The following is a 22,412-nucleotide window of genomic DNA, read 5'->3' on the forward strand; positions in this document are numbered from 1 at the left end:
TCCCTGAACCGCCGGCCCGTCGCGATCGAGCGGATGGCGGACGGCGCGCTGGCCGTCGTGCTCGACGACGGCGACACGCTGATCGGCGATACGGTGGTCGCCGGTATCGGGATCGAACCGGCCGACGAGCTCGCGCGCGACGCGGGCCTCGTCGTCGAGCGAGGCATCGTCGTGAACGCGCGGCTCGAGACGTCGGCGCGCGGCATCTATGCGGCCGGCGATGTCGCGGTGTTCCCGAGCGCGGCGTCGGGGCGGCTCGTGCGTCAGGAAACCTGGCACGGCGCCGAAACGCAGGCGTGCGTCGCCGCCCGCAACATGCTCGGCGCCGACGAACCGTATCGCGAGCTGCCGTGGTTCTGGTCCGATCAATACGACGCGCAGCTGCAGGTCGCCGGCGAGCCTGCGCTCGGCGAGCGGACGGTCGCGCGCGTGCTCGGCGACGACGCGGAAATCCATTTCCACTTCGATGCGGGCGAGCGGCTCGTCGCGGCGAGCGGCTTCGGCCGTGCGTCGGGATTCGTGAAGGAGATGCGCGTCGCGCGCCTGCTGGTCGAGCACGGGATCGGCGTGAGCCCGGCCGCCGTCGCGGATGCGGGGGTGAGGCTGAAGTCGCTGGTGCCGGCCGCGGGTGATCGCTAGCGGTGGTGTCGGGTGCCGGCGCAGCGGCGGCCGTGCCAGGAGGGAAGAGGGAGAAGGGCGGAGGGCGGAGGAACCGAAAGCGCGCGGCAGCTGCAGCCGCGCGCTCGAACTCGAGTGAAACGTTGCTCAGGCCATCGCGTGCAGACGCAGATACAGGCCGGCCGCGGCGGCGCCGCCGAGCAGCGGGCCGATCACCGGCACCCATGCATAGCGCCAGTCGCTGTCGCGCTTGCCGGGGATCGGCAGCAGCGCATGCATCAGGCGCGGCGACAGGTCGCGCGCCGGGCTCATCGCATAGCCGGTCGGGCCGCCGAGCGAGATGCCGATGCCGAGCACGAGCAAGCCGACGGGCAGCGCGTCGAGCGCGCCGAGGCCGACCTGCGGCGACGCGAGGTACAGCACGCCGAGAATCAGCACGAACGTGCAGATCGCTTCGGTCAGCACGTTGTGCGTGACGCTGCGGATCGCGGGCGCCGTGCAGAACACCGCGAGCTTCAGGTCCGCATCGACTTCCTTCGCGAAGTGCTGGCGATACGCGAGCCACACGAGCAACGCGCCCGCCATCCCGCCGAGCATCTGAGCAAGAATGTAGCCGCCGACCTTCGACCATGCGAACTTGCCCGCGAGCGCGAGGCTGATCGTGACGATCGGGTTCAGGTGCGCGCCGCTGAACGAAGCCGTCACGTAGACGGCGACGAACACCGCCATCGCCCAGCCCATCACGATGACGATCAGATCCGCGCCTTTGCCCTTGGTCTTCGCAAGCAGCACGTTTGCGACCGCGCCGTTGCCGAGCAGCACGAGGATCGCCGTGCCGATGAATTCCGCAATATAAGGTGACATGTTGTCTCTCGTAGATGACGGCGGACTCGCGCGCCGCGCGGTCCGCCGGTGTTGTTGTATTTCGTTTGTATAGGTGTGCTGCGGTTACTGCGTGTCGTCGGCCCATGCCTTGGCGGCGCGCACCGCGCGCTGCCAGCCGGCCATGCGTTGCTCGACCTGCTCCTTCGGCATCGACGGCGAGAAGCGGCGATCGAGCTGCCACTGGCTGCGCACTTCGTCGAGGTTCTTCCAGTAGCCGATCGCGAGGCCGGCGAGGTAGGCCGCGCCGAGCGCGGTCGTCTCGGTGATCTGCGGACGCACCGCGTCGACGCCGAGCAGGTCGGCCTGGAACTGCATCAGCAGGTCGTTCGCGCTCGCGCCGCCGTCGACGCGCAGCTCGCCGATGCTGATGCCCGAGTCGGCCTCCATCGCGGCCAGCACGTCGAGCGACTGGTACGCGATCGCGTCGAGCGCCGCGCGCGCGAGGTGCGCTGACGTCGTGCCGCGCGTGACGCCGAACACCGAACCGCGCGCCCGCGCGTTCCAGTGCGGCGCGCCGAGGCCGGCGAAGGCCGGCACGAGATAGACGCCGTCGGTATGCGGCACGCTCGCGGCGAGCGCTTCGATTTCGGCGGCGGTCTTGATGATGCCGACGCCGTCACGCAGCCACTGCACGACCGCGCCCGCGATGAAGATGCTGCCTTCGAGCGCGTACTGCACGTCGTCGCCGATCTGCCAGGCGATCGTCGTGACGAGGTTGTTCTTCGACTCGATCGGCTTGTCGCCGGTGTTCATCATCAGGAAGCAGCCGGTGCCGTAGGTGTTCTTCACCATGCCCGACGTCGTGCACATCTGGCCGAACAGCGCCGCGTGCTGGTCGCCGGCGATGCCCGCGAGCGGGATCTTCGACGCGAACACGGTGGTTTTCGTGTGGCCGTAGATTTCCGACGACGCCTTCACGTCCGGCAGCATGCTGCGCGGGATGTCGAGCAGTTCGAGCAGCTCGCTGTCCCACTCGCGCGTGTGGATGTTGAACAGCATCGTGCGCGACGCGTTCGTCACGTCGGTCACGTGCAGCTCGTGCTTCGTGAAGTTCCACACGAGCCAGCTGTCGACGGTGCCGAAGGCAAGCTTGCCCTGGCGTGCCTTGTCGCGCGCGCCAGGCACGTTGTCGAGGATCCAGCGGATCTTCGTCGCGGAGAAGTACGAGTCGATCGGCAGGCCGGTCTTCGCGCGCACCTTCGCTTCGAGGCCTTGCTTCTTCAGCGAATCGCAGAAGTCGGCGGTGCGGCGGTCCTGCCAGACGATCGCGTTGTAGACGGGCTGGCCCGTCTCGCGATCCCAGACGATCGTCGTCTCGCGCTGGTTGGTGATGCCGATCGCGGCGATCGACGTGCCGTTCAGGCCCGTGCGCGTGACGGCTTCCGCCGCGACGCCCGCCTGCGTCGACCAGATTTCCTGAGGGTCGTGCTCGACCCAGCCGGGTTGCGGGTAGATCTGTTCGAATTCCTTCTGGGCGATCGATACGATATTGCCCTGGCGATCGAACAGCATTGCGCGGGAACTCGTGGTGCCCTGGTCAAGCGCGAGGATGTACTGGTCCTGCATGTCTCTCATCTCCATCCGTGGATCGGCGTAGTTGTGATGCGCGCCGCATGTCGGGCGGCGCGTCGGTGAATCAATGTCGGTAAGACAACTGCAACTGCAAACGGATCACGCGTGCGGCGCGTGCGCGGCGGCGAACCATGCGTCGACCGCGGCCGTCACCGCGTCGAGCGTGCCCGGCGCGACGTGCAGGCCGAGCTTCGAGCGACGCCACAGCACGTCCTGCGCGCAGGTCGCCCATTCGACGTCGCGCAGGTAGCGCAGTTCGGCATCGTGCAGGCCCGGCGCGATTTCGGTGCCGAGGTCGGCGAGCGACCGCGCGCCGTCGACCACGCGTTCGGCACGCGTGCCGTACGCACGCGCATAGCGGCGCACGAGCGCGGCGGGCAGCCACGGATGGCGCTTCGCGAACGCATCGGCGAACACGTCGAACTTCGCGTTCGCGATGTCGCCGCCCGGCAGCGGCGCGCCGGCGGTCCAGGTCTTCGCATCGCGGCCGAGCGCGCCGCACAGCAGGTCACCGGCTTCTTCCGCGAGCTTGCGGAAGGTCGTGATCTTGCCGCCGAATACCGACAGCAGCGGCGCGCCGGCGCCGTCGTCCAGCTCGAGGCGGTAGTCGCGCGTGACGGCCGATGCGTTCGCCGCGTTCTCGTCTTCGAGCAGCGGGCGCACGCCCGAATAGGTCCAGTGCACGTCGGCCGGCGAGATCTTGCGCTTGAAGTAGCGGTTGATCGAATCGCACAGATACTGCGTCTCGTCGCGATCGATCGCGACCTTCGCGGGATCGTTCGTGTATTCGACGTCGGTCGTGCCGATCAGCGTGAAGTCGTGCTCGTACGGAATCGCGAAGATGATCCGCTTGTCCGGGTTCTGGAAGATATAGGCGTGGTCGTGATCGAACAGGCGCCGCGTGATGATGTGGCTGCCCTTCACGAGCCGCACGCTGTGCTGCGCGCCGCGACCGAGCGCGCCGTGCAGCACGTCGCCGACCCACGGGCCGGCCGCGTTCGCGACCGCGCGCGCACGCACGACGCGGATCGAGCCGTCCGCGTGCTGCAGCCGCGCTTCCCATTCGTCGCCGTGGCGCTCCGCCGACACGAGCTTCGTGCGCGTGAGGATCTCGGCGCCGCGCTCCTTCGCATCGAGCGCGTTCAGCACGACGAGGCGCGCATCGTCGACCCAACCGTCCGAATACACGAAGCCGCGCTTGATCGAGTCGATCAGCGGCGCGCCGGCCGCATGGCGGCGCATGTCGATGCCGCGCGAGCCGGGCAGCAGTTCGCGTTTCGCGAGGTGATCGTAGAGGAACAGGCCGATGCGGATCAGCCAGGCCGGCCGCAGGTTCGGCATGTGCGGCATCACGAAGCGCAGCGGCCACATGATGTGCGGCGCCGCGCGCAGCAGCGTCTCGCGCTCCTGCAGCGCTTTGCGCACGAGGCCGAATTCGTTGTATTCGAGGTAGCGCAGGCCGCCGTGAATCAGCTTCGTGCTGCACGACGACGTGTGCGACGCGAGGTCGTCCTGCTCGCAGAGCAGGACCGACAGGCCGCGGCCGGCCGCATCGCGCGCGATGCCCGCGCCGTTGATGCCGCCGCCGACGACGAGCAGATCGTAGCGATTCGGTTGGGTCACCTGCTGTCCTTATCGTCTGATGGAAATGGGCGAACATGAAATGTTCGAATTCGAAATTTAACGAACGAAATCGAAAAAGTAAAGTTCGAAAAAGCGGGGCCAGTAGCGCGCGCGGCGATCCCGGACGATACTGGCGGAATCGACCGTTTCGCGAGGTGAATCATGCGTATTGGGATGTGGGCCGGCGTTTGCGCCGTCGTTCTGGCAGGGTGCAGCGCCGGCACGCCGCCGCTTGCCGGCAACTGGCGTGCGCCATCATTCGTCGACCTGCAGACGTCGTGCGGCGGCACCGCCCACGATTGGGGCGCGGACGCGCAGCCGGTCTACTCGACGCTGTACGACGCGTACGTGGCGAAACGGTATCGCGGGCTCACGCAAGCGAACTATTGCGCGTTCGTAAACGAACTTTCGGCGCGCTATGCGGCACCGGATGCGGCGGGGCGCGCCGGATGGGTCGCGTATTTCAACGGCGCACGCGCGCAGGCTGTCAGCTGGCGGGCCGCGGTCGATCCGACGCTGCGCGGCGGCTGACGCGGGAAAGCTGAGGGAGGCGGGAAAAGCTGGAAAAGCGGCGCGGCCGGGAATCCGGCCGGCGCGCTCAGGTCAGGATCGGTGGTGTTTCAGGAATATCGGTATTTGATAGATCGCAACGCGGCGTCGCCGGTCTCGGTCACGCAGTATTTGCGTCCCGAGCCGAGCCCTTCCAGGCGGACGAGCTGCTGTTCGAGCAGTGCGTCGATTTCGTCCCGATCCATGTTGGTTTGATCGGGAGCGTCCTTCACAAGCAATAGCGTGGCGAATTCATGCGGACTCAGCATCGTTCTCTCCATGGCGACCAGTATGCCCGCGCGGCTGGCGCGAACGCCGCTGCGCGATACCCCGCGGGGTATGGCTTGGGGGGAAAGCTGTATTCGCCGGCCTTGGGATTCGCACACGCCTTGGCACGGGCATCGTGCGAACGGGCCGGGGAACTGGAGTCTAGTCGAGCGCGCGGGCAACGACAAATCGTGCCCCGTTAATTTTCAGTTTGACAGGCACGCAGGCCGCTAGCGGTTCGGTCGGTGCGCCAACTTCTTGATTTCACTTGAAGTTTCGGGTGCGGTGCAGCATCGCAAGTGTCATTCGGCGACGTACACTTCGGTGCCCGCGGCGGCCACCGCGTCGGCCATCTCCGGCGGCAGCGGCTTGTCGGTGAAGAGCGCATGGACCTGGCTCAGATGCCCCTGGCGCACCAGCGCCGGGCGGCCTACCTTCGAGTGGTCGGCGACGAGATAGACCGTGCGCGCATGCTGCATGATCGCCTCGGCCACGCGCACCTCGCGCGTGTCGAAGTCGCGCAGCGTGCCGTCGGCCTCGATCGCCGACGTGCCGATGATCGCGTAGTCGACCTTGAACTGGCGGATGAAGTCGATCGCGAGTTCGCCGACGATGCCCTTGTCCCACGGCCGCACGATGCCGCCCGTGATCAGCACCTCGCAGTCGGGATAGCCGCTCATCATCGACGCGACGTTCAGGTTGTTCGTGATCACGTGCAGCCCGTGATGGCGGTTCAGCGCGCGTGCGACTTCCTCGGTCGTCGTGCCGAGGTTGATGAACAGCGAGGCCTGGTCGGGGATGTGCGACGCCGCCAGCGCCGCGATGCGCCGCTTCTCGTCGTGGAACATCCGCTGGCGCGCGGTGTACGACACGTTCTCCGAGCTGGTCGGCAGGCTCGCGCCGCCGTGGTAGCGGCGCAGCAGGTTCAGGTCCGCGAGCCAGTTGACGTCGCGGCGGATCGTCTGCGGCGTGACCGCGAAGTGCGCGGCGAGATCGTCGACGGTCACGAAGCCGTCGCGCTGCACCCATTCGAGCAATTCCTGCTGGCGCGCGTTGAGGGTGAGGCGGGGATCTCGGGTCATGGCTGGGCGGTCGGATCGTGAGGCGGAGCGCGTATTGTAAGGGGCGGAAAGGGCGTTCGGCCGGCGCAGGGGCGCGCGGTTACTCGTCATTCATGTGGAAAGTGCATGGATTCATTTGACAAATGAATTTGCGCGATCGCACGGATCGCGCTGCAATGGCGGACTGTCCGCGCACGCCGATCTTGCGCGCGGCGCGTTCATTCAGCTTTCGACGAGGTGGAACCGATGACTGGCTTCAACTGGCACAACCCGTATCCGACGATCCGCATTCCGGTGTTTGCGCGCAACGTCGTGTCGACGTCGCACCCGCTCGCCGCGCAGGCCGGGCTGCGGATGCTGTGGAAGGGCGGTAATGCCGTCGATGCGGCGCTGGCCGCCGCGGCCGCGATCACGGTGGTCGAGCCCGTGTCGTGCGGGCTCGGCGGCGATGCGTTCGCGCTCGTGTGGGACGGCGGGCGGTTGTCCGGGCTGAATGCGTCGGGTGTCGCGCCGGCCGCGTGGAACCCCGACTACTTCCGCAAGCGCCACGGCGAGGACGCGCACGGCATCGCGAACAAGCCGACGCGCGGCTGGGACACCGTGACGGTGCCGGGCGTGATCGCGGGCTGGGAAGCGCTGCATGCGAAGTTCGGTTCGCTGCCGTTCGCGGACCTGCTCGAGCCGGCGATCGAGCTCGCCGAGCGCGGCTATTCGGTGTCGCCGATCGTCGCGCACAAGTGGGCGGCCGCGGTGCCCGAGCTGCAGGGTCTGCCGGGCTTCGCCGATACCTTCATGCCGCGCGGGCGGGCGCCGCTCATCGGCGAACGCGTGTGCCTGCCGGGCCATGCGCGGACGCTGCGCACGCTCGCGAAGGACGGCCCGCGCGCGTTCTACGAGGGCGAGCTCGCCGGGCAGCTCGCGGCGTTCGCGCGCGAAGGCGGCGGCGCATTGACCGAAGCCGATCTGCACGGATACCGCCCGGAATGGGTCGAGCCGATCGGCAAGCGCTTCTGCAGCCACACGATTCACGAGATCCCGCCGAACGGGCAGGGCATCGCCGCGCTGATCGCGCTCGGGATCGCCGAGCATGCCGGCGTGACCGAATGGCCCGTCGATTCGGTCGACTCGCAGCACCTGCAGATCGAGGCGATGAAGCTCGCGTTCGCGGACGTCTATCGCTACGTCGCCGATCCGCGTGCGATGGAACTGACGCCCGAGCAGATGCTCGACGACGCGTATCTTGCCGAACGCGCGAAGCTGATCGATCGCACGCGCGCGACGCACTTCGCCGCCGGGCGGCCGCATTCGGGCGGCACGATCTATCTGTCGGCGGCGGACGAGCGCGGGATGATGGTGAGCTTTATTCAGTCGAACTACATGGGCTTCGGCTCGGGGCTCGTCGTGCCCGGGACGGGCATTGCGTTGCAGAACCGCGGGCACGGCTTCTCGATGGACCCGGGCTCGCCGAACGTCGTCGCGGGCGGCAAGCGGCCGTTCCACACGATCATCCCGGCGTTCGTCACCGAGGAGATCGACGGTCGCACCGAGGCCGTGATGAGCTTCGGCGTGATGGGCGGCGACATGCAGCCGCAGGGCCATCTGCAGACCATCGTGCGGATGCTCGGCTACGGACAGCAGCCGCAGGCCGCCTGCTGCGCGCCGCGCTGGAAGGTCAATCGCGACTTCACGCTCGACGTCGAGGCGACGATGAACCGCGACACGGTCGAGGCGCTCGCCGCGCGCGGCCATACGATCAAGTCGATCGACGATCCTTACATGGATTTCGGCTCGGGGCAGTTCGTGTGGCGCCTCGATCCCGACGATCCCGACCGCGGCTACGTGGCCGCGAGCGACAGCCGTCGCGATGGCCTCGCGGCCGGTTTCTGACGGAACGCTTCCAGATTTTTGCGCGCGACGGGCGGCCGAATGGCCGCCCGTTTTGCCTGGTGCCGCGCCTACCGTCGAGCGTGCGCAACCGGTTCGAAGAACTCGTCTAACGAACCGCAACATCCGCGGCGGAACTGCGCCTGTCGGGCATGGTCAGTGCTTTGAAGCACGAACATTCAAGTGCGGCTAAGATGCCAGCATGGTTCGGCCGGACCAATCCACTATAAATGCAAGCAACACGTCGCCTGCGGGCGCGCCGGGCCCGTGCCGAAGGCATCGGCCGGGCGGCCGCGCGACGACTGGGAGCGCATCACCATGCCTACTGAAACGACGCATGTCATGCCGTGGCGTATCGAGGACATCGACCTGAACCGGATCGATCGTCAGCGTGCCGCCGCAAACGAGGATCTGCTGCTGCTGCTGTGCGCGTCGTCGTTCATCGAAAGCGGCTCGGATCTCTACACGAGCAACCTGAGCGAGTTCTTCAACGACGACCCGGAAGTGTCCGCGTGGCTCAACAGTGCGTGGGAGCCCGAGGAACTGCAGCACGGGCGCGCGCTGAAGGCGTACATCGCGCACGTGTGGCCCGAGTTCGACTGGGATACCGCGTTCGCGAATTTCTTCGCCGAGTATTCGAAGACCTGCTCGGTCGACGCGTTCGAGAAGACCCGCGCGCTCGAGATGGTCGCACGCTGCGTCGTCGAGACGGGCACGGCCACGCTTTATCGCGCGATCAACGAATGCTCGGACGAGCCGGTGCTGAAGGAAATTACCGACAACATCCGCACCGACGAAGTGCGTCACTACAAGCACTTCTTCAAGTTCTTCAAGAAGTACAACAAGCTCGAAGGCAACGGCCGGCTCGCGGTGCTCGGCGCGTTGATGCGTCGCGTGATGGAAATCAAGAACGAGGATTCGGAGATCGCGCTGCGCCACGTGTTCGCGATCCGCTATCCGGATCGCGTCGGCGACAGCCAGTACAACCGCGAGCGCGTCGCCCGCATCAGCTCGCTCGTGCGGCGCAACCTGTCGGCCGACATGTGCGTGAAGATGCTGCTCAAGCCGCTCGACCTGCCCGCGAAGATCCAGCCGGGCGTCCACTATCCGCTGACGAAGATCACGCGGCACGTGTTCATGCGCTGATCGTCACCGCGCGGCCCAGCGCGTATGCTGCGGCATCATCGTCTGCTTTTCACCGGGGCCGCCATCATGACCGATTCCCATCGCCACGCGCTCGAGCAATGGACGTTCGACGCGTGGCCGCCGGCCATCGTCGCGCTGTTCGACGGCACCGCGCTCGAGCGCCACGCCGACTTCGCCGCGTCGCTGATCGTCGCGACCGACGACGACCAGCTGCGCACGACGCTGCTCAGCGTCGGCGAGATCCATGCGCGCGACGCGCATACGCTGCTGCTCGCGCTATGGCCGCAATCGCGCGCGGCGCGTGCGATCGCGCAGCGGCGCGCGGCTGCGCTGACGCTCGTCGCGGACGGCGCATTCTTTCAGGCACAACTGAGGATCGAGCCGCTCGAAGGAGACTTCGGCGGACTGGCCGGCTTCGCTGCGACGATCGCGCGTGGCGATGCGCAGCGGGTCGGCTATGCGCGTCTCGCGACCGGCGTCACGTTTGCGCTGGAAGGGGACGCGCGCGCCGAGGTGCTCGCGCGCTGGCAAAGCCAGGTCGAGCACCTGCGGCGCGCGGCCGCGCGGCTTCAGTGACCGCGTTGGCCGCTGCGCGACGAACGGTTGCGGTTCGGGTGCGCGGCGTTGCCGTTCGCGGGGCGTGCGCTATTGCCGCCGGACGGACGAGCGCCGCCGCCGGCATTGCCGCCCGCGCCGCCGGCCGTGCGCGGCTTGGCTGCCTTCGCGGCCTTCGGCTGTGCACTGCCTTCGCGCTTCGCGGCCGGCTGGCCTGAGCCGCCTGCACGCGGCTGGCGATTGCCGCCGCCGCCGGCATTGCCGCCACGCGGCTGCTGCCCGCGGCGCTGCTGGATCGGTTCCGGCTTCGCGCTCGGATCGGGTTCGAAGCCCGCGATCACTTCCTGCGGAATCTCGCGCTTGATCAGCCGCTCGATGTCGCGCAGCAGTTGCTTCTCGTCGACGCACACGAGCGACACGGCTTCACCGGTCGCGCCTGCACGGCCCGTGCGGCCGATCCGGTGCACGTAATCTTCCGGCACGTTCGGCAGGTCGAAGTTGACGACGTGCGGCAGCTGGTCGATGTCGATCCCGCGTGCGGCGATGTCGGTCGCGACCAGCACCTGCAGCGTGCTGCTCTTGAACTCCGCGAGCGCGCGCGTGCGGGCCGACTGGCTCTTGTTGCCGTGGATCGCCATCGCGCTGATGCCGTCCTTCGTCAGCTGTTCGGCGAGCCGGTTCGCGCCGTGCTTGGTGCGCGTGAACACGAGCACCTGGAACCAGTTGTGTTCGCGGATCAGGTGCGTGAGCAACTCGCGCTTGCGATCGCGATCGACCGGGTGGATCTTCTGCGCGACGCTTTCCGCGGTGGTGTTGCGGCGCGCGACTTCGATCAGCGCCGGCGAATCGAGCAGGCTGTCGGCGAGCGACTTGATCTCGTCGGAGAACGTGGCCGAGAACAGCAGGTTCTGGCGCTGCGGCGGCAGCTTCGCCAGCACGCGCTTGATGTCGTGGATGAAGCCCATGTCGAGCATCCGGTCGGCTTCGTCGAGCACGAGGATGTCGAGATTCGACAGGTCGATCGTCTTCTGCTGCATGTGGTCGAGCAGACGCCCCGGCGTCGCGACGACGATGTCGACGCCGCGCTTGAGCGCGTCGATCTGCGGATTGATGCTGACGCCGCCGAACATCACGGTCGAGCGCAGCTTCACGTACTTGCTGTACGCGCGCACGCTTTCCTCGACCTGGGCGGCGAGTTCGCGCGTCGGCGTGAGAATCAGCGCGCGCACCGCGCGCTTCGCACCGCGATGCTCGGCGTAGTACGTGTGCAGGCGCTGCAGGATCGGCAGCGTGAAGCCGGCGGTCTTGCCGGTGCCGGTTTGTGCGCCGGCGAGCAGGTCGCCGCCGCCGAGGACGGCGGGGATGGCTTGCTGCTGGATGGGGGTCGGCGATGTGTAGCCGAGCTCATTGACCGCCTTGACCAGCGGTTCGGCCAAGCCGAGAGATTCGAAAGACATAGATACCACTCTTGAGTTTTATGATCTGCGACGCCTCGCGCGGCCTGCGCGGGGAATGGCGTCGCAAAAAGCAAAGGGGCGCGGCTGCGGTTTTCCCGCAGCCGCGCCCCCGTCTGTGTCGCGCGTTATTTAGTCAAGCGGCGCGGAACGCAGGTCGCTCACCTGTTGCGGCGAGATCGGCGTACCGTTGTTGCCCCACGACATCCGGATATACGTGACGACTGCCGCAACTTCCTGGTTCGACAGCGACTGTGCGAACGGCGGCATCCCGTACGGACGGGGATTCTTGAACGTGCTCGGCGGGTAGCCACCGTTCAGCACCATGCGGATCGGGTTGACTGCCGATTCCATCACGATCGAATGGTTGCCCGCGAGCGGCGGATACGCGGGCGGCTTGCCTGCGCCGGTTTCGGCGTGGCAGGTCGCGCAATTGTCCGCGTAGATCTTCTTGCCCTGGTCGAACAGCGTGTTGCCGAACTGCTTCGACGGCTCGTACTGCATGTTCTTCGGCGCTTCAGCCTTCTGCGGGATCGACTTCAGGTACGTCGACATTGCGCGCGTATCTTCGTCGTTCATGTACTGGAGGCTGTTGTGCACGACGTCGGCCATCGGGCCGAACACCGCGCCCTTGTTCGACACGCCGGCCTGCAGCAGGTCGGACAGCTCCTGCACGTGCCAGTCGCCGAGGCCGAGTTCCTTGTCGTTCGTCAGCGACGGAGCATACCAGTTCTGCAGCGGGATCAGGCCGCCCGCGAAGGCTGCCGAGCTCACCGGGCCGCCCATCATGTTGATCGACGTGTGGCACATCGAGCAGTGACCGAGGCCTTCGACGAGGTACGCGCCGCGGTTCCATTCGACCGACTTGGTCGGATCCGGCTTGTATTCGCCTTCCTTGAAGAACAGCGTGCGCCAGCCGATCAGCAGGTTGCGGTTGTTGAACGGGAACTTCAGTTCGTGCGGACGGCTCGGCACCGAGACCGGCGGGACCGAACGCAGGTACGCGTAGATCGCGTCCGAATCGGCGCGCGTGACCTTCGTGTAGCTCGCGAACGGGAAGCCCGGGTAGAGCAGGCTGCCGTCCTTCGAACGACCGGTGTGCATCGCGCGGTAGAAGTCGTCCGACGTCCACTTGCCGATACCGTCCTTGTCGTCCGGCGTGATGTTCGGCGTGTACATCGTGCCGAACGGCGTCGCCATCGGCAGGCCGCCCGCGAACGACTTGCCGCCGCGCACGGTGTGGCACGCGATACAGTCGCCGACGCGCGCGAGGTATTCGCCTTTCTTGATCAGCGCGGCCTGGTCGGCCGGCGTGGCCGCGACGGCGGCAGCGCCGTGCAGCGTGTCGTTGCCCGGCCACAGGACCGGCACGAGGGCGACGGCCGCGACGATCGCGACAGCCGAGAGTGCAAACAGGGACTTGCGTTTCATTGTGTCTGTCTCCCTTGCCTTATTGCGGTTCGCTGCCGCAGGCGAGCGGAGTCTTCATCGAACGCGCCGGGGCCGGCACGGGGTTGGCGGGCGCCGGTTGCGCGGCGAGCCACGCGGTCACGGCCGTGACGTCTTCATCCGACAGCTTCGACGCGATATCGTGCATGCAATCCGGTGCCTTCGCGTGGCGGTTGCCCGAGCGCCATGCGCCGAGCTGTGCGCTCAGGTAATCGGCATGCAGGCCGACGAGGCCCGGGATCGCCGGCTGCATGCCGGTCAGCCCAGCGCCGTGGCAGGCCACGCAGGCCGGCAGCTTGCGAGACGGATCGCCTTGCGTGACGAGTTGCTTGCCGCGCGCGAGCGTGGCAGCCGGCAGCGTCGGCTTGGCCGGCGTCGGGTACGGCGGACGCTCGGCCGAGAAGTGCTCGGCGATCTCTTTCAGGTAATCGTCGTTCAGGTACGTCAGCAGGTAGTTCATCGGCGGGTACTTGCGCCGTCCGTCACGGAAGTTGACGAGCTGGTTGTACAGGTACTCGGCCGGCTTGCCGGCAAGACGCGGGAAATAGTCGTTGTCGGTGCCCTGGCCGTGAACGCCGTGGCATGCGGTACAGCCGCGCACACGCTCGGCCATCGTATCGGGTGCCTTGAGCGGCGCCTGCTGGGCGTGCGCTTGCTCCGTGGGCTTGGTCTGCGCTTGAGCAGCGCTCATAAGGCCCGCGCCACCGATCAAGAGAACGGCGAGCAACGGACGGAAGAGGCGTCTTGAAGACACACGAGACTCCATGTTTATTCGTCGGGGACCTGTCCGGGCTACGATCGGCTCGGCGCATGGATGGCAGGGCAGCCGGGCTGCTGCGACGCGGCATTCTATCATCGATGGGTAATGGCGGCTATTTGGCAAAAGGACATGGGTTCCTGTCTGTTTGCGACTTGCGACAATTTGCCGCGCTATATGTACGGATGATGTGAACCGGCGTGCGCTTTGACCATCGAAGACCGTACACTCGCGGGTCGCGCGGCGCCGCCTCCGCCGCAGATCCAGTCATTTCCCCCGTTTCCGGATTCATCGATGACGTTCCCTACCGTGCCGTTGCCGTCTTCCCGCTGTCGTTCCACTTGCCGCCGCGTTGCCCGCCGGCCGTTTTCGGGAGGGCGCGCGCAATGAGGATCGACAGCTTGTGGATCGGGCAGGTCGCGCTCGCGGCCTTGATGGACGCGACGTTCGCGATGGCGGTCGGCTCGGCGCTGCTCAAGGGGTGGCTCGGCAAGGACGGCGCGCGGCCGGTCGTCGCGCCGTCGCATCATGCATGGCTGCGCGCGCAACATTCGCTGGTCGCGGCGGCGCTGGCGCTCGTGCTCGCCGATCTCGGCTGGCTCGTGTATGAAGCCGCGTCGATGAGCGGCGCGGGGCTCGGCGGCGCGTTCGCTGCGATTCCGGCCATGCTCATGCAGACGCATGCGGGCTTTGCATGGAGCGTCGCGTTCGCCGGCGCCGTGCTGCTCGCGATCGTCGCGCTGGCGAAGCCCGAGGGCCCGCTCGCGCACGCCGTGCTGTGGCTCGCGGTGATCGTGGTCGCGGCCGGCAAGGCGTCGCTCGGCCATGCGGCCGACACGGGCCCGTTGTCCGCGGCGGTCGGCGTGCAGACGCTGCACCTGCTGGCCACCGCGGTGTGGGGCGGCCTCGTGCTCGCGGCCGGGCTCGCGGTGCTGCCGGTGCTCGGTTCGTCGGTCGCGCGCGGCGCACTGATCCGGATCGGCCAGCAACTGTCGCGAACGTCAGTGATCGCGGTCGTCTTCGTGCTCGGCACCGGCGTGCTCAATGCGCTGCGCGGGCTCGGCGGCTCGCTCGCGCCGCTCGACGGCAGCACGTGGGGGCGCGTGCTGTTGCTCAAGCTGCTGCTCGTCGCGCTCGCGCTCGTGCTCGGCGGCCTGAACCGCTTCTCCGCGCTGCCGCGCCTGCGCCGTACCGCGTCGACCGAAGACGCGCACACGTTCCGCAACATCCTGCATCTCGAAGCGCTGACGATGATCGCCGTGTTCGTCGCGGCCGCCGTGCTGTCGTTCTGCGTGCCGGGGTTCGCGGCGCTCGGTTGACGGCGGGTTCGGCGCGGGGCCCCGTCCCCGCATGAGCCGCATGCTGCAGATGCAAGAACGGCCGCCTGTCGGGCGGCCGTCTCGACGCCGATGCGCGGCTTGTCCGCCGCGCATCGCACCTCATCTCGTCTCACTTCACCCCTGCATCACCACTCGGCGACGCTGCCGTCCGCGTGGCGCCACACCGGATTGCGCCAGCGATGGCCCGTCTTCGCCATCTCGCGCACCTTCTCCTCGTTGACGTCGATGCCGAGCCCCGGGCCCTGCGGGATCGCGACGAAGCCGTCTTCGTAGCGGAACACCTCGGGGTTGCGCAGGTAGTCGAGCAGGTCGTTACCCTGGTTGTAGTGGATGCCGAGGCTCTGTTCCTGGATGAACGCGTTGTAGCTGACCGCATCGAGCTGCAGGCACGCGGCCAGCGCGATCGGGCCGAGCGGGCAGTGCAGCGCGAGCGCGACGTCGTAGCTTTCCGCGAGCGTCGCGATCTTGCGGCACTCGGTGATGCCGCCGGCGTGCGACGCGTCGGGCTGGATGATGTCGACGTAGCCGCCCGCGAGGATGTGCTTGAAGTCCCAGCGCGAGTAGAGCCGCTCGCCGAGCGCGATCGGCGTGTTGGTCTGATTCACGATGTCGCGCAGCGCCTCGGCGTTCTCCGACAGCACCGGCTCCTCGATGAACATCAGCTTGTACGGATCGAGCTCCTTCGCGAGCACCTTCGCCATCGGCTTGTGCACGCGGCCGTGGAAGTCGACGCCGATCCCGACGTGCGGGCCGACCGCGTCGCGCACCGCCGCGACGTTCGCGATCACCTGCTCGACCTTGTCGTAGGTGTCGACGATCTGCAGCTCCTCGGAGCCGTTCATCTTCACGGCCTTGAAGCCGCGCTCGACCACCGCGCGCGCGTTGTTCGCGACATCGCTCGGCCGGTCGCCGCCGATCCACGAATACACCTTGATGCGGTCGCGCACCTGGCCGCCGAGCAGCGCGTGCACCGGCACGCCGTGATGCTTGCCCTTGATGTCCCACAGCGCCTGGTCGACGCCCGCGATCGCGCTCATCATGATCGGACCGCCGCGGTAGAAGCCGGCGCGGTACATCACTTGCCAGTGATCCTCGATCAGCAGCGGATCCTTGCCGACCAGATAGTCGGCGAGTTCCTGCACGGCGGCTTCGACCGTGTGCGCGCGGCCCTCGACCACCGGCTCGCCCCAGCCGACGATGCCCTCGTCGGTTTCGATCTTGAGGAACAGCCAGCGCGGTGGGACGACGAAGGTTTCGAGGCGGATGATTTTCATGTCGCGAGTCTCCTGGGTTGAGCGGCGCGGACGTGCGGATGCGGCGCCGTCGAGTACGTGACGGTTATCCTAGCGTAGCGCGCTAAAAAATAGTATTAATAGCACTATTGTGCAGATAGTGGACAGCCGCGGCGTGCCCGGCCAACGGAGAACGATCATTCAACGCGACCTGCATGGACAAACGTCCTTCCGCCTTGCGACGGCGATCCTGCGTGGCGACTATCCGCCCGAATCGCTGCTGCCGCGGGAGCCGGACCTGATGGAGATGTTCGGCGTGAGCCGCACGGTGCTGCGCGAGGCGCTGCGCACGCTGACGTCGAAGGGGCTGGTCGAATCGCGGCCGAAGGTCGGCACGCGTGTGCGGCCGCGCCGCGCTTGGAACCTGCTCGACGCCGACCTGCTCGACTGGTACGCGCGGGTTGCGCCGCCGCTCGCGTTCGCGCTCAAGCTGCAGGAGATGCGCGAAATGATCGAGCCACACGCGGCCGCGCTGGCCGCGCGTGCGCACGGGCCCGGCGCGTTCGACGCGATCGAGGACGCGGTGCGCGCGATGGCCGCCGCGCGCAACGTCGACGAATGGGTGCGCGCGGACCTGCGCTTTCACCTGAGCGTGCTGGAGGCCGGCGGCAACGAGCTGCTGGTGCCGCTCGGCGCGCTGATCGACCGCACGCTCGAGGCGCAGCTGCACCTGAACGCGCGCCGGGCGCACGTGTTCAATGCGTCGCTCGCCGAGCATGCGGCCGTCGCCGACGCAATCGGCGTGCGCGACGAGGACGGCGCGCGCCGCGCGATGGCGTCGCTGCTTGCGATCACGCGCGCGCGGATCGAGATGTCGTGACGGGAAGCGGCGGGCGAGGCGGCGCCGTCAGGCGTTCGCGCAGCCGCCCGGCTTGTGGATGCGCTCCGTCGACGCCGGATACTTCGCGAGCAGGCTCGCCGGCCGGCGCGGGCGAGCGACCAGGTCGCCGCCGCAGTTCGGGCAGCGGCCCTTCAGCACCTCTTCGGTGCAGGTCGCGCAGAACGTGCATTCAAAGGTACAGATGCGCGCCTCCGCCGAATCGGGCGGCAGGTCCTTGTCGCAGCATTCGCAGCCGGGGCGCAGTTCGAGCATGACGGTTTTCCTTGGTTTGGGGCGGGTCGGGACGGGCGCCGCCGGACATTGCGTGCGGCGCATGTGCGCGCTACTGTACCTGCATGGATCGGCCCGGCCAACGGTGTCCCGCCCGGGTGCCGTCGTCGCGCACGGGCCGCACCGGGAGACGACCATGCTCTATCGCGGAAGCTGTCACTGCGGCGACGTGAAGTTCGAGGCGGAAGGCGACCTGCAGGGCGTGATGGCCTGCAACTGCTCGATCTGCCGGCGCAAGGGCGCGCTGATGTGGTTCGTGCCGCGCGACCACATGACGCTCCTCACGCCCGACGACAATCTGTCGACCTACATGTTCAACAAGCACGTGATCCGTCATCGCTTCTGCAAGCGCTGCGGGATTCACGCGTTCGGCGAGGGTACGCATCCGAACGGCACCGCGATGGCCGCGATCAACGTGCGATGCCTCGAGGATGTCGATATCGACGCGCTGCCCGTCACGCATTACGACGGCCGCTCGCACTGAGCGGCGCGTCGTCGCGTGAGCGCGCGGGCGGCCGTCAGGACGGCTCGACCGGCGCGGCCTGCGGCGTGGGCGTTTCCGCCTGCGGCGCGGGGCCCGTCGTGCGCGTGCCGGCTTCGACCGGGCGCTCGATCAGCGGCGCGAGCGCCGGCGCCATCGACTTCAGCAACTGCACGGCCATCGCGCTCGTGAAGTCGTAGCGCGCCGCGTACGGCTCGTGCGCGGTCGCCGTCAGCACGCCGAAGAAGCGGTCGCCGAGCACGAACACGAACGTGCCGCTGCGGTTGACCTTGCGCGACTCGATCAGCCGCGCGCCGCGCGCGTAGACATTGAAGCGCTGGTCGCCCGTCCCGGTCTTGCCGTACACCTCGAGCGTCTTGCCGTCGGGCAGCGTGAAGCCGCCCGCGAGACGCCGCGCGGTGCCGTGCTGCACGACGTCGCGCAGCAGCGTGCGCGCCACGTTGACGATCTCGGGCGACAGCACCGGCTGCGGCTGCGCGGCCGCGCGCACGAAGCGCGTTTCGTACGGCGTGCCCTTCGCGAAGTCGAGGCGCGTGATCGTCTCGGTCGGCGCCTTCTGGCCGCCGTTCGCGATCAGGCCGATCAGTTTCGCGAGCGCGTCCGGCTGATCGCCCGATGCGCCGATCGCGGCCGCGTACGACGGCGTGACTTCCGCGAACGGGTAGCCGAGCGCGCGCCACGCCTTCGTGACTTCCGCGTACGCGCGCAACTCGACCATGCGGCGGATACGGCGGTCCTGGGTCGCGTGGTAGCGCGTCTTGAACAGCCACGAGTACGTGTAGAAGCGTGCATCGCGGCTGTCGCGCTGGACGTCGGCGAGCGGCGCGTTCGGGTGGGCGCGCAGGTAATTGAGGGTCCACAGCGCGAGCGGGTGGACGCTCGCGATGTAGCCGCGATCGTTGAGGTTGAAGCGGTCGATCGCGTACTTCGCGTAGAGCGCGGCGAGATCGTCGTCCGACAGCGTCGCGGCCGGCGTGCCCTTCAGCTGCGCGCGCATGTGAGCCGCGAACCACGCGAGCGATTCGTTCGGCGCGACGCTGCGCAGCACCGTCGCGATCTTCGGCGGCGACTTGCGCACGTCCTGCAGCATCAGCGCGAGCGCGTCGTCGGGCGTCTTGCCCGCGTAGCGCGTGTAGTAGCGCTTCACGTAGACCTTGCTTTCGCCGTCGACGAACTGCTCGAGGTAATGCTTGCGCTGCTCCGGATCGCCGAGCCACGACGTCGACGGGCCGGCGGCCTTCAGCATTTCGTAATGGACGATGTCGCGCATCAGCCGCACGAACACCAGGTTGACCGAATGCTCGAACGCCGTATGCAGCGTTAGGATGCGGCCGTTGTCCGACTTTTCGAAGTTCGAGAACACCTGTGCGCCGCCGCCCGTGTAGAACACGTCGGGGCTCGCCGAGTACTTGCGTTCGACCGCCGCATCGAGCATCGCCTGCAGCGAGCGGTCGCGCGTATGCGACAGGTAGTCGAGCGCCCAGTGCGACAGCCCGTCGATCGGATCGGGCTTCACGTGCGCGAGTTGTGCGTTCGACAGGTTGCCGTAGCGCGCGTGCAGCTCGGAGACGATCTGCAGGTAGGTGATCAGCGTGCGCAGTTTCGCGGTCGAGCCGAGGTTGATGCGGCCGCCGCGGTTCACGTCGAACGGCTGGTTCACGCTGTCGGTCTGCACGCGCAGCATGTTCGCGCCGTTGCGATGCTCGTACAGCGTGAAGCTGTACGTCAGATGAGACGGGTCGTCCTTCGGCGCGAGCATCTCGAAGCCGTACAGGCCGGCTGCCTGCGCGCCGGCGCGGGTCGACGCCAGCGCGAGCCGGTTGGCGACCGCCTGCTGCACGCCGTTGTCGAGCGTGCTGGTGGCTTCCAGGTCGAACTGGTCGAGCTGGTACAGGTCGTTGATGCCGAGCGCCGAGAGCAGCGACGCGCGCGCGGACGTCACGGCCTTGCGCGACACGAACGACTGCACGTGCGCGGCGGCCGGCGGCGCGCTGCGCTCGATCTGCGCGGCGAGCGCCGCATCGCGCAGCGCGGGAGAGATCACGCCGCCGTTCGACAGGAGCCGCAGGTAGCTGTCGGTCAGCTTCTGCAGCGCCGGATAGCCGTGATTCAGGAAGTACGACGGCGCGCGCTGCGCGATGATCAGCGACAGCACCTCGCGGAACGCCTTGCCCTGTGCGTCGACGTTGTCACCGGTCGTCGGCGCGGACAGGATGCGGTTCACGTCGTTGAAGTCGCGGCCGTACCACGCGGCGAGACCGTCGCCGATACCGGTGATTTCACCCACGTGCGGCCGCGCGGCGAGCGGCACCGAGTTCAGGTAGCGCACCAAAATCGCGCGGCGCGCGAGCATCGTCTGCGGGCCGTTCAGGTACGCGAGGATCGACGCGGACGCGATCTGGCGCAGCTTCTCCGGCGGTGTCGCGGTGCGGCCGTCGGGCGAATGGCGGAACTTCTCGATCTGCGTCGCGAGCGTGCTGCCGCCCGGGCGCGCCTGGTGATGGTTGACGACGTGCATCGCCTGGTCGGCGAGCGCGCGGCTGAAGCGCCCCCAGTCGATCGCCGGATTGCGGTTCGGCTGGTTCGCATCGAGCAGGTAGCGATCCTCGATGAACATCAGCGAATCGGCGACCACGCGCGGCACCGTGTCGAAGTCGGTATAGACGCGCTGCGGGAACACGGTCGCGAACAGCGGGGAGCCGGTCGAGTCGAACAGCATCAGCCCGGTCTGGTCTTTCTCTTCGTAAGGAAGGAACAGGCCGTGATCAGCGAGTGACAGCATCCGGTCGGAATCGCGCGCCTGCTTGCCGACGACGAAGCCGCGCGCGAGCAGACGCTGCTGGAACGCCGGGATCATCGAATAACCCAGGCGCTGGTCGTACGGCCCGTTGGCAGGGAAGCGGATGTGGTCGCTCGTGCCGGCCTCGACTGTGTAGCCGACGTCGCGGGTGAGTTCGGACAGGTAGTGCGCCTGCATGCGCGACGTCGCGATCTCGGTCATCACGAGCCGCGCAATGATCGCGACGGCGATCACCAGCGCGGCCAGCAACGACCACTTGATCCACGTCCAGACCGATGCACCACCGGTCACGCGCGGCAGGATGCGATTCAGTGGCCGATTCATGGCGGCGTCTCCCTGGAGGCACGGGCTCCGGCCGCACCTCATTAAGGATTAGTGTAGTCCTCAACGGCCGGCTGCCAAGAGCGGTTCACTACTGAGATGCAGCGACGCAACAGGTGTGCCCGCACCGTTCGCGGGCAGTGGCGCGGCTGCCCGGGGCCCGGCTGGCGTGGTTTCGCGGCGGGCCGCGGGTGGGTCGACGGCGCCTGTCGTCGATGCAAAAAAAGGTGCGCGATCGAACCCTTCTTTCACCTGACGAAATACTCGACCAGGTGATCGACGAACAGCCGGGTCTTGCGCGGAAAGTGCCGCCGGCTCGGGTACGCGATATTCATCTCGAGTTCCTCCAGCCGATAGTCGGGAAGCAGCGCGAGCAGCCGTCCGTCGGCGAGATCCGATTCGACGAGGAAGTCGGGCAGCACCGCGATGCCCATGCCCGACAACGCCCAGTTCCGGATCAACCCAATGTTGTTCGACGACGCGGATTTATTCGGCCGCACGGCGACGCGCGTCGGCTCGTGATCGAACGACAGGTATTCGCCCGCGAAATCGGCATGGAACGTCAGGCACGCGTGCGACGCGAGATCGTGCGGATGGGTCGGTGCGCCGTGTGTTTCGACATACCGGGGTGCCGCACAGACGATTCGCTTGAGTCGCGTGAGCGGGCGCGTCACCAGCGTGTTGGTGCTGATGCGTTGCGACAGCAGCAGCCCGACGTCGAAGCCCTCCGACACGAGGTCGACATGGCGGTCCACGATCGTGACTTCCGGCACGATGGCCGGATGCAGCGTCTTGAACGCATCGATTGCCGGTGCGAGCACGTGCATGCCGAACATGACCGGCGCGGCGATCTTCAGCGATCCGATCGGTTCGTGATGCATCGACGCGATCGTTTCCTCGACGCGGTCGATTTCCTCGATCACGTGACGGATCTGCGCGAGATACAGATGACCGGCGTCGGTCAGCGACAGGCTGCGCGTCGTGCGGTTCAGCAGGCGTGCGCCGAGCCGGTCCTCGATGCCCATGATGAGGCGGGTGGCCGACGAGTTGGAGATGTTCAGTTCCGTGGCTGCACGCGCGAAACTGTGAAGTTCGGCCACCTTGATGAATAGCCGCATTGGCAGGAGTTCGTCCATTTTTTTATCGAGAAATAGAATTGTTTGTTTAATTCTATCTGTCGATTCGTTTATTTGAACGACCGATTCAGGCGAATAAGTATTATGAAA

At 67.3% G+C, this 22,412-nt stretch carries 20 protein-coding genes; 8 read left to right on the forward strand and 12 right to left on the reverse strand.

Going from position 1 to position 22,412, the window contains the following annotated elements:
* Positions 1-639: oxidoreductase C-terminal domain-containing protein (locus F3J14_RS16595; protein ID WP_166723930.1), on the forward strand; the 639-nt coding region annotated here is incomplete at its 5' end.
* A 126-nt stretch (positions 640-765) separates the two neighbouring features.
* Here the strand turns inward: F3J14_RS16595 and F3J14_RS16600 are convergent.
* The 3 genes from F3J14_RS16600 to glpD form a co-directional block, all read right to left on the reverse strand.
* A complete protein-coding gene (locus F3J14_RS16600) occupies positions 766-1,482 on the reverse strand; it encodes an MIP/aquaporin family protein (protein WP_014896123.1) in 717 nt (238 codons plus the stop codon).
* A gap of 84 nt (positions 1,483-1,566) precedes the next feature.
* Positions 1,567-3,069: a glycerol kinase GlpK gene (gene glpK / locus F3J14_RS16605; protein WP_006751301.1), complete on the reverse strand. Its 1,503-nt coding sequence runs from the start codon at positions 3,067-3,069 to the stop codon at positions 1,567-1,569.
* A gap of 105 nt (positions 3,070-3,174) precedes the next feature.
* The gene (gene glpD, locus F3J14_RS16610; protein ID WP_166723931.1) at positions 3,175-4,698 is read right to left on the reverse strand and encodes a glycerol-3-phosphate dehydrogenase; all 1,524 of its coding nucleotides are present in this window, start codon (positions 4,696-4,698) and stop codon (positions 3,175-3,177) included.
* Between the two features lie 162 nt (positions 4,699-4,860).
* On the opposite strand from glpD, the gene F3J14_RS16615 reads away from it, so the two are divergent.
* A complete protein-coding gene (locus tag F3J14_RS16615) occupies positions 4,861-5,229 on the forward strand; it encodes a hypothetical protein (protein WP_006751303.1) in 369 nt (122 codons plus the stop codon).
* Between the two features lie 89 nt (positions 5,230-5,318).
* On the opposite strand, the gene F3J14_RS16620 is transcribed toward F3J14_RS16615, so the two are convergent.
* Entirely contained in the window at positions 5,319-5,516 is a 198-nt protein-coding gene (locus F3J14_RS16620) for a hypothetical protein (protein WP_006751304.1), read from the reverse strand.
* A 300-nt stretch (positions 5,517-5,816) separates the two neighbouring features.
* Positions 5,817-6,596: a DeoR/GlpR family DNA-binding transcription regulator gene (locus F3J14_RS16625; protein ID WP_012364650.1), complete on the reverse strand. Its 780-nt coding sequence runs from the start codon at positions 6,594-6,596 to the stop codon at positions 5,817-5,819.
* A 225-nt stretch (positions 6,597-6,821) separates the two neighbouring features.
* On the opposite strand from F3J14_RS16625, the gene F3J14_RS16630 reads away from it, so the two are divergent.
* From F3J14_RS16630 to F3J14_RS16640, 3 genes are all read left to right on the forward strand, one after another.
* Entirely contained in the window at positions 6,822-8,462 is a 1,641-nt protein-coding gene (locus tag F3J14_RS16630; protein ID WP_166723932.1) for a gamma-glutamyltransferase family protein, read from the forward strand.
* Positions 8,463-8,777: 315 nt separating this feature from the next.
* Positions 8,778-9,605 (forward strand): ferritin-like domain-containing protein, encoded by an 828-nt coding sequence (locus tag F3J14_RS16635; RefSeq protein ID WP_006751307.1) that lies wholly within the window; start codon positions 8,778-8,780, stop codon positions 9,603-9,605.
* Between the two features lie 66 nt (positions 9,606-9,671).
* Positions 9,672-10,181 carry a hypothetical protein gene (locus F3J14_RS16640; RefSeq protein ID WP_166723933.1) on the forward strand — a complete coding sequence of 170 codons (510 nt, stop codon included), beginning with the start codon at positions 9,672-9,674 and terminating at the stop codon, positions 10,179-10,181.
* On the opposite strand, the gene F3J14_RS16645 is transcribed toward F3J14_RS16640, so the two are convergent.
* The 3 genes from F3J14_RS16645 to F3J14_RS16655 form a co-directional block, all read right to left on the reverse strand.
* Positions 10,175-11,617 (reverse strand): DEAD/DEAH box helicase, encoded by a 1,443-nt coding sequence (locus F3J14_RS16645; RefSeq protein ID WP_166723934.1) that lies wholly within the window; start codon positions 11,615-11,617, stop codon positions 10,175-10,177. The two genes, F3J14_RS16640 and F3J14_RS16645, sit on opposite strands and share 7 nt — an antisense overlap.
* Positions 11,618-11,746: 129 nt before the next feature.
* A complete protein-coding gene (locus F3J14_RS16650) occupies positions 11,747-13,045 on the reverse strand; it encodes a cytochrome c (protein ID WP_166723935.1) in 1,299 nt (432 codons plus the stop codon).
* A 19-nt stretch (positions 13,046-13,064) separates the two neighbouring features.
* A complete protein-coding gene (locus F3J14_RS16655) occupies positions 13,065-13,829 on the reverse strand; it encodes a c-type cytochrome (RefSeq protein ID WP_041489853.1) in 765 nt (254 codons plus the stop codon).
* A 377-nt stretch (positions 13,830-14,206) separates the two neighbouring features.
* Here F3J14_RS16655 and F3J14_RS16660 point away from each other — a divergent pair, with 377 nt between their 5' ends.
* Positions 14,207-15,139 (forward strand): CopD family protein, encoded by a 933-nt coding sequence (locus tag F3J14_RS16660; RefSeq protein ID WP_166723936.1) that lies wholly within the window; start codon positions 14,207-14,209, stop codon positions 15,137-15,139.
* A gap of 146 nt (positions 15,140-15,285) precedes the next feature.
* Here F3J14_RS16660 and dgoD read toward each other — a convergent pair whose 3' ends face one another.
* Entirely contained in the window at positions 15,286-16,434 is a 1,149-nt protein-coding gene (dgoD, locus tag F3J14_RS16665; RefSeq protein ID WP_006751313.1) for a galactonate dehydratase, read from the reverse strand.
* A 133-nt stretch (positions 16,435-16,567) separates the two neighbouring features.
* Between dgoD and F3J14_RS16670 the strand changes: the two genes are divergently transcribed.
* A complete protein-coding gene (locus F3J14_RS16670) occupies positions 16,568-17,272 on the forward strand; it encodes a FadR/GntR family transcriptional regulator (protein ID WP_166723937.1) in 705 nt (234 codons plus the stop codon).
* 27 nt (positions 17,273-17,299) lie between these two features.
* Here F3J14_RS16670 and F3J14_RS16675 read toward each other — a convergent pair whose 3' ends face one another.
* The gene (locus tag F3J14_RS16675) at positions 17,300-17,545 is read right to left on the reverse strand and encodes a DUF1272 domain-containing protein (RefSeq protein WP_166723938.1); all 246 of its coding nucleotides are present in this window, start codon (positions 17,543-17,545) and stop codon (positions 17,300-17,302) included.
* Positions 17,546-17,699: 154 nt separating this feature from the next.
* Between F3J14_RS16675 and F3J14_RS16680 the strand changes: the two genes are divergently transcribed.
* On the forward strand, positions 17,700-18,047 hold the full coding sequence (locus F3J14_RS16680) for a GFA family protein (protein ID WP_166723939.1): 348 nt from the start codon (positions 17,700-17,702) through the stop codon (positions 18,045-18,047).
* A 34-nt stretch (positions 18,048-18,081) separates the two neighbouring features.
* Here the strand turns inward: F3J14_RS16680 and F3J14_RS16685 are convergent, their stop codons facing one another.
* Together F3J14_RS16685 and F3J14_RS16690 are read right to left on the reverse strand one after the other, a co-directional pair.
* Complete coding sequence (locus F3J14_RS16685; protein ID WP_166723940.1) at positions 18,082-21,189, reverse strand: biosynthetic peptidoglycan transglycosylase; 3,108 nt, start codon at positions 21,187-21,189, stop codon at positions 18,082-18,084.
* Positions 21,190-21,434: 245 nt separating this feature from the next.
* The gene (locus F3J14_RS16690) at positions 21,435-22,322 is read right to left on the reverse strand and encodes a LysR family transcriptional regulator (protein WP_166723941.1); all 888 of its coding nucleotides are present in this window, start codon (positions 22,320-22,322) and stop codon (positions 21,435-21,437) included.
* Positions 22,323-22,412: the final 90 nt, after the last annotated feature.

The sequence above is a fragment of the Burkholderia sp. Tr-862 genome (assembly GCF_011753085.1).
GTDB lineage: Bacteria > Pseudomonadota > Gammaproteobacteria > Burkholderiales > Burkholderiaceae > Burkholderia > Burkholderia ambifaria.